This is a genomic window from Chamaesiphon sp. VAR_48_metabat_403 (assembly GCF_031422475.1).
In the GTDB taxonomy this organism is placed as follows: domain Bacteria; phylum Cyanobacteriota; class Cyanobacteriia; order Cyanobacteriales; family Chamaesiphonaceae; genus Chamaesiphon.
This window is the reverse complement of sequence record NZ_JANPLS010000042.1, coordinates 1-7,122: the sequence shown is the minus strand read 5'-3', so window position 1 is coordinate 7,122 and position 7,122 is coordinate 1. Positions and strand designations below refer to the sequence as shown.

5 protein-coding genes and 1 pseudogene are annotated in these 7,122 nt (G+C 43.4%); 1 reads left to right on the top strand and 5 read right to left on the bottom strand.

Annotated features, from left to right (window positions below; translation table 11 throughout):
* The 5 genes and pseudogenes from RMO79_RS02025 to RMO79_RS02005 form a co-directional block, all read right to left on the bottom strand.
* Positions 1–789 (bottom strand): alkaline phosphatase (locus RMO79_RS02025; protein ID WP_310481383.1); only part of this gene is annotated, 789 nt, incomplete at its 3' end.
* A 559-nt stretch (positions 790–1,348) separates the two neighbouring features.
* Positions 1,349–2,020 (bottom strand): annotated as a pseudogene (locus RMO79_RS02020) (ISL3 family transposase); the annotation flags it as partial.
* A gap of 29 nt (positions 2,021–2,049) precedes the next feature.
* Positions 2,050–2,499, bottom strand: coding sequence for a helix-turn-helix domain-containing protein (locus RMO79_RS02015; protein WP_310481382.1), 450 nt, complete (start codon positions 2,497–2,499; stop codon positions 2,050–2,052).
* An 82-nt stretch (positions 2,500–2,581) separates the two neighbouring features.
* Positions 2,582–4,411 carry an ATP-binding cassette domain-containing protein gene (locus RMO79_RS02010; protein ID WP_310481381.1) on the bottom strand — a complete coding sequence of 610 codons (1,830 nt, stop codon included), beginning with the start codon at positions 4,409–4,411 and terminating at the stop codon, positions 2,582–2,584.
* 128 nt (positions 4,412–4,539) lie between these two features.
* Positions 4,540–5,382 (bottom strand): hypothetical protein, encoded by an 843-nt coding sequence (locus tag RMO79_RS02005; protein WP_310481380.1) that lies wholly within the window; start codon positions 5,380–5,382, stop codon positions 4,540–4,542.
* Positions 5,383–5,841: 459 nt separating this feature from the next.
* Here RMO79_RS02005 and RMO79_RS02000 point away from each other — a divergent pair.
* A partial coding sequence (locus RMO79_RS02000; protein ID WP_310481379.1) for an ATP-binding cassette domain-containing protein occupies positions 5,842–7,122 on the top strand: 1,281 nt, incomplete at its 3' end.

The window sequence follows — 7,122 nt, the reverse complement described above, 5'->3', positions numbered from 1 at the left end:
CAGCGGCTCGACTCCAGCAGGGAGTGGATTACCAGGCGTAGATAGGGGATGACCGCCGCCGAGGATGACAGTAGGCTGATAGATGCGGAGTTCCTGCTGAAGAATGTTATCTAGAGCGGGATAGTCTTCGTCGTACTTATTCCGGCGATTGACGTTAGCTGCTGCTGCTGCGGGAGTAGCGTGATCGATCGGCACGGAAGTCACCAAACCAGTCGATTTACCCTGCGCTGCGGCTTTAGCTAAAGCACCTTCTAAGTTATCTTCAAAGATATCAACACCGATCGCGTTGTTGTAGCTCTTAACGCCAGTGTAGAGAGTGGTCGCGGTATTTGCTGAGTCAGGATAGCTGAGTTTGATGTATTCTTTATCGGTACCAGCAGTCCAAGGATTGATACCACCTTTGGTGGGATCGTAACCAACTAAGTTACCAACTACGCCATCGCTAACTTTTGCACCACCGGAAGCAGTGGTACCAGGGTTAAAAGCTGGATTGAATACAAAACCAGCCGTTGTGGGGTTGGCACCTGTCGCCGCAGTAGTGGGGCCAGTTACTGCTGCTTGTCCAGTGTTATAAACACCATTAGCATCGGGAATTGTCGTTCCGTAGGTAGTTGCTAATGTATAACCCGTCAGGGTCTGCATGTTTAGACCAGTACCTTTGCCAGCGGTATAAAAATCAGCAAGGCTAGTACCAGTTTTACCTTCTTGAATCTGCTTGTAGACGGCTGCGGCGCGGGTCATTTCCCAGCCCATACCGTCGCCAATCATGATAATTGTATTCTTAGCCATGCGATTTCACTTTCCTGTGTATTTATTTAGGTCAGATTGACTCGGTTCTGAGAATAACGAACTTGAAAAAATAACGATGACAATTAGTAGCGAGTTAAGCAGATCGAATGACACGTCGATGTCTTGCTAGCGAAAATTTATTTAGTTAGACCGATCTTTGTCATTACTCGATCTACACTATTATTTTTAAGAAAATATTATCACCCAAATACAGATTGCCGCGTCAAATAGGGCACACCAAAAGATTAATGTTCGATTAAGGCTAGATTAAAATTAAAAAGAGCGGATTGTAGGCTGAGTGGCTTGTAAAAACTACCGATTTGCCAATTTGGTCGATAACATCGACGAACTAGTTCTTTCCCGCCAGCACAGATAATAGCCAACCGCGATCTACGTTGTTAGGAGCGGTAAATATTGAGACTACGGTATCGATTGTTAAATTTCGATCTGAATGGAATCTAAAAATACGTAGTCAAACGTGACTGTTTTTACAAAAATGGCTCTCCCGTTTATGTGGTGATAAGTGTTGCTTATTGGAATAATTGGAGTGAAACGGAAATTATTTAAATAAGCAAGCTAATAGCTTCTCTTTCATCAGATAAAAATTCTTAAATCCATAGCTTTGGCGAATTATTAACTTAATCCTTGTATTAATCCCTTCAGTAACTCCGCTGGTTGTTCTATGATTAAAGTAATTACAAATTTCATCAATGTGAGAATCTATCGTATCAGCAGTACTTCCAAACATAACCCTGGCAGATATTAACCATTTTTTTATTGTTCTCATCCCACCAGATGCAGTGATGTTACTGTTGTAAGTCATAATTAGTTCTTCTTTTAATTCGTGAGCAATTTTTAAACTAGGAGAAGACTTGAGTAGTAGTTCCAACTTTTCTTTATCTTCATCGGTCAAATTCACTTGATTGTTCATTAATAAGCACCGATTTTTCAAGCCTGTTAGCTTGAGTGCTAGTCGAATTTTATTTAAAGCTTTATTGAGTAATTTCTGGACATGGAACCTATCGACAACTATTTTGGCATTGGGGAAAACTTCTCGAATTACTTTCGGGAAACCGCCCCACATATCAACACAAACTTCCTCTACACCTTCTCTCATTGCTAACGGCTGCTGCTTCAAGATAGCAATAATATCGTCACTTTTATGAGAATCGATAACTTCCAGCAAAGAGCTTTTGTCTAGATCTGTTAAAATTGTAGCAAAATTTCCTTGCCCCTTTTTTCTGGCGAATTCATCTAAACTTAATCGTTTAGGTAGCCCCCAGTCTTTTTTTTTGACTGAGCAACTTTGTGAAAAATATCTTGGATAGCATCTTCACTCATTCTTTCATTCTCACTTACTTGCTTAACCGTCAATTCTCTCACCTTCTCATATATGTACTCTTGGTATCTGTTTGTTTGTCTCTGCTTTTTGTTCAACCAAGACAAAGGTTCCGTCGGTGATGTTTGACAATTAGGACAATAAAACTGGCGACGGGGCACTTTTAGATATACTAACTGACCGAACACCGATAAATATCTGACCAAAATTGGACGAGTTTGATGTGTCTTGCAGATATATTCATTACAGTTAGGGCAATTAATTCCATCATTGATTAACTGTAACTTGAGAATGACAGCATCTAACGTATTTGAATAGCTGTCTACAACCACATTAGGCAGATTTAGCAAAGTATCTAGGTGAAAATCCATATCTGGAAATAGGATAAAATTCCGCTATCGCTACATTTTACCCTATTTTCCCCATATTAGCGGGAGAGCCGACAATCTTACTTTATTCGACTCGACCATAGTTTAGTTTTAAAATCCGATCGGCAAGATGAAAATAACGATCGTCATGAGTGATGACGATTACTAATTTCCCCCGTTCTTTTAACTGCATTAACATCCGCGCATAAAAGATTTCACGGAAAGTCGGGTCTTGGTCTGATGCCCATTCATCGAATAAATAAATCGGTCTATCTTCCAAGAAAGCTGTTAATAATGCCAGTCGTTTTCGTTGTCCTTGGGATAGATCGATCGTCGATAAAACGCCATTATTAACACTAACCTTCCGATCGAGCTGAAATTCTTTTAGATATCCATTAATTTCGGGATCGAGCTGCCGATTTTCGAGTCCTAAATACCGATCGAATAAATAAACATCGGCAAAAGTCGTCGCAAAATGTTGTCGATACCATTCGATATTTGTTTCATTAACTGGCAATCCATCGAGTAAAATTTCACCCGATTGGGGTGCGTATAAACCCGTCATTAATTTAGCGAGCGTCGATTTACCACTGCCGTTACTACCAACGATAAAAATTAATTCCCCCGATCGCATTGTCAGATCGATCGGCCCTAATCTAAATCCTGCTTCTAGATTAGCATCGGGTGGCAAGCCGCGATCGGGATGCGGTGGATGGGGGTGCTGGTGGGGATGTGGATGTGAATGAGGGTGTGGTGGGGGTCTGCGTCCGTCGGGGTGGGGGTGCGGTGGCGGAAAGGGATGTTTGTGACCTTCGGCAGATGGTGGGGCACCTTCTGGGCGATTGTGCGGGGGATGTGATGGCGGGTGGGGAAAGTCTGCCTCTAGAGCGTTTGGATGTGGGGGGAAATCGTCGGCACGATAGCGATAGCTGACACCGCGTAGTTGGAGCTGGCAATTGGTATGAGTTGCGGCAGGAATTTGCTCTGGTTCTGCCAAATCGATGAGGGATAAATTCATGCGTTCGATTTTTCGCAATGCTACATTACCGCGTACCAATTCGGGGATGCGATTGAGTAAATTTTGCATCGGCAAAGCGATGAATGTACTGATAAGTACATAGCTGGCTAGCGTCGGCAGCGGAAGCTGAATTAATGATGGTAGGGCAAATAAAATAAATCCCAAACAAGCAAACTGAACGGCTTGTCCGAAGCCATTAGTTAAGATAAAACTACCAGCGGCACTGGTATGTTTTTGGCGAAGTTTTGCCGCACTACCTTTGACACTCTGTTCTAAAAAATCCGTTCGTTTCGATCGATTGAGTTTAAGTTCTTTAATCCCGTTAATAATCCCTCGAAAATATTTAAGCAGGGTGTCTTCTTCTTCTCTTGCTTCAAAGAATAATTTCTGGGCTTTATTTAACTTAGTTTGCACGAACCAAATTGTCAGTACGGTAGAGGTAATGGCGATCGCAAAAATCGAACCCGATACCCAAGCTAAATAGAAATAACAACCAATTACCGTCGCAAAATCGATAAAGATATTCGGAATAGCCGAAACCGATCGCGTTAAGGTATTAATATCTTCGGTCAACATGGCAATTAATCGATTTTCTTGCAGTTGCTCTAGATGTTCTAGCGGTGCGGCTAAAATATTTTTACTTAATTGCAGTCTTAATTCATAAATCGCATTTTGCGATAGCACGACCAATAAAAATTGGGCGAGCGTGCTAGTAACTAAAATAAAAGCAGCTAACCCAATAAAATACGCTACAGCATTGGTAATACGTCCCTGGTGAACTTCGCGATTGATAATCGAAATCATCAATGCATTACTACAACCACTAACCAAACCCGCGCTGGAAGCAATTACAATATGTTTCCACGAGATTTGCCAGAGAAATTTAATAAATTCCATGAGATCGGTTAGTAGTTGAAAGTTGACCGAACGATCGAGAAAGGGGAGAGCGGGGAGTGTGGGAAGTGTGGGAAGTGTGGGGAGTAAAAAGACGCTTGCGTCCTCCCCTATTCACTATTCACTATTCCCTATTTAAGATCGGTCAGTGAAAAAGAAACGGCTTTCCCTTTTAAAGTTTCGAGGGTTTTGAGTTGTTCTGGTGTTAACACGGCTTTAGCTTGTTGATTGCTTTCTTTCATTACTGCTTCCATCCGTTTGCGGTTGTCAGTCAAAGTTTTGTCGCGTTTGGCAGCATCCTCTTTGTCAGGAATTTCCCACGCGCCGATCGTTTTAGTCCGCATTTGTCCGACGATATCATTAAGCTGTTTTTTCTGAGCGGCTGTGAGTTTGAGTTCGGTGGCAAAATCATCTTTGGTAATAATTCCAAAATCGAATTTTTGCAATAAAATTTCCTTGGCTCTTTTATCTTGTTCTGGCGTGAGGACTTTACTGACTTTAGCTTGAGAATCTTTAGCCAAGGTTGCTAGACCTTTTTCAATATCATCTGCCAGCTTTTTCTTTTCAGAATCCTGCTTATCTTTAGGTAATGCCTCGATCGTTTTATACTTTTCTTTAATCGCTTTACCTGATGTAGTCACGCTAGCGAGTAAACCCGATTCAATTTCTTTGAGTTTGCCTACTTGATCGTCAGTTAATTTGAGTTCTGACTTAACCTGGGTATTTTGCAACAACTGGATCGGATTACTACCAGAACGTTCCGGTCTAGCCAGATCGGTAGTAGGCGCAGCACCACCAGGGGGATTGCGCGATTCGCTACCGCCACCAGCAGCCGGACTGGTAGTGGTAGTGGTAGTTGTCGTTTCGGTTGTTTTTTTGTTTGGGTCTGTGCAACCAGTCACAATTAGACATCCCAGGCAAATTAGTAACGCAGGGGTAGCAGTAAGACGATTGATAAAAGTTACGCGATTCATATTTTTATGAGGGGGTTCGTGCCAATGTACGAGATCTGAACTATTCTAACTCTAGGCAGTAATTAAGCAAAATAAAATTTAACGAATCGAATCGTTGGCGTAGCCGCGCCGAGAGGTAATCGATCTTAATTTTGGATATTTTGACTGAGGTTACTTCCAAATTGTTGCCAACTGGCGATCTATGCTAACTTATTTTCAGTCGATCGGCGGAGATCGATTGGCGACGATTGGCTCTTATTTGGATACAAATGTCGATAAAGGTGGTGGATATCAATTTAGCGAGATAATATGAATTTATATTATTTTAGGTGCTAGCAGTAGACAATAAAGGCGATTGTTACGATCTCACCAGCTTTAGGTAGACAAGAGACAAGGTGCAAAAGACAAGGAAGGAAATAAATTTTAGGACTCAATTACCTCCGCTAGGCTACGTCAACGGCGTGAAGAAGTTAAAAAAATATGGTTATTGCTAGGACTGTTATCGATACCACTCGCCGAATTGAAATGCATTGGCGGGGAAACATTTTGTCTTTCGATCTGAGCGAGTGCGAACACGATCTCGGTCGCGAACCGTCGCACCCTGCGCCGATTGGCTTATTGGTCCCGATCGACTGGGAATTAGTCAGCCGCCATCAGGCTACGATCCGGCGGGTAGACAACGATTATTATATCTACGATGGTGACGGGAAAACCCCCAGCAGCAATCGGTTATTTATTAACAATCGGTTAATTTCACCCCAAGAAGGCTATCGGCTCCAGTCGAATGAAGAATTGCGGATCGGTCAAAATCCGCAAAATTATGCGACGTTGATTTTTATCGATCCCACTAACGTGCGGATTAAAACCGCGCTTGCCAAAACCGAAATCCCGCTGGCTGTCGGCCAAAAAATTCGGCTCGGACGCAGTGAGGATAATGATTTTGTCTTAGATGTCCCGACGGTTTCGCGCTATCATGCTGCGCTCTCACGGACTGCTACAGGCGACTATCTGCTCGAAAATTTTAGCCCGAATGGGGTATTTGTCGATCGCCAGCAAGTAGATAAAACGGCTCCGATGGCGATCGGGAGTATCTTGCAAATCGGCCCGTATACCTTCGTGCTGCGTGCTGATGCGCTGGCGATCGTCGATCGCGGTGAAAATATCCGGCTCGATGTCGATCGGGTGACTAAAGTCGTCAAGCTCCAGAATCGGCAGCATTTATGTCTGCTCAATGATGTAAATTTGGCGATCGAACCGGGTCAACTGGTCGCGTTGGTTGGGGGGAGCGGTGCGGGTAAATCGACCCTAATGAAGACGCTGCTAGGCATCGAACAGCCGACAGCGGGGATGGTCTATCTCAATGGCGATAACCTGGTAAATAACTTTAATATTTATCGCAATACGATCGGGTACGTCCCCCAAAGCGATATCGTCCATACCAACCTGACTGTTAGGGAAGTTTTATATTATGCCGCCCAGATGCGGCTCCCACCCGATACCGACATCGAAGCGACGATCGTTAAAACCTTGGGGCAAATCGAGCTAGAACAACGCCAGCACAGTTTAGTCAAAAACTTGAGCGGCGGACAACTCAAGCGCGTCAGCATCGGCGTAGAACTCTTAGCAGACCCCAAATTATTCTTCTTAGACGAGCCGACTTCAGGGCTAGATCCGGGCTTGGATAAAAAAATGATGCAGTTGCTCCGCCAACTTGCCGATCGCGGACGGACGATAATTGTGGTGACTCATGCGACTAGTAAT

Bases quoted from the DNA above. Each gene is read 5' to 3' on its own strand.
- RMO79_RS02015 (WP_310481382.1), bottom strand. From the start codon at position 2,499: ATGGATTTTCACCTAGATACTTTGCTAAATCTGCCTAATGTGGTTGTA.
- RMO79_RS02010 (WP_310481381.1), bottom strand. From the start codon at position 4,411: ATGGAATTTATTAAATTTCTCTGGCAAATCTCGTGGAAACATATTGTA.
- RMO79_RS02005 (WP_310481380.1), bottom strand. From the start codon at position 5,382: ATGAATCGCGTAACTTTTATCAATCGTCTTACTGCTACCCCTGCGTTA.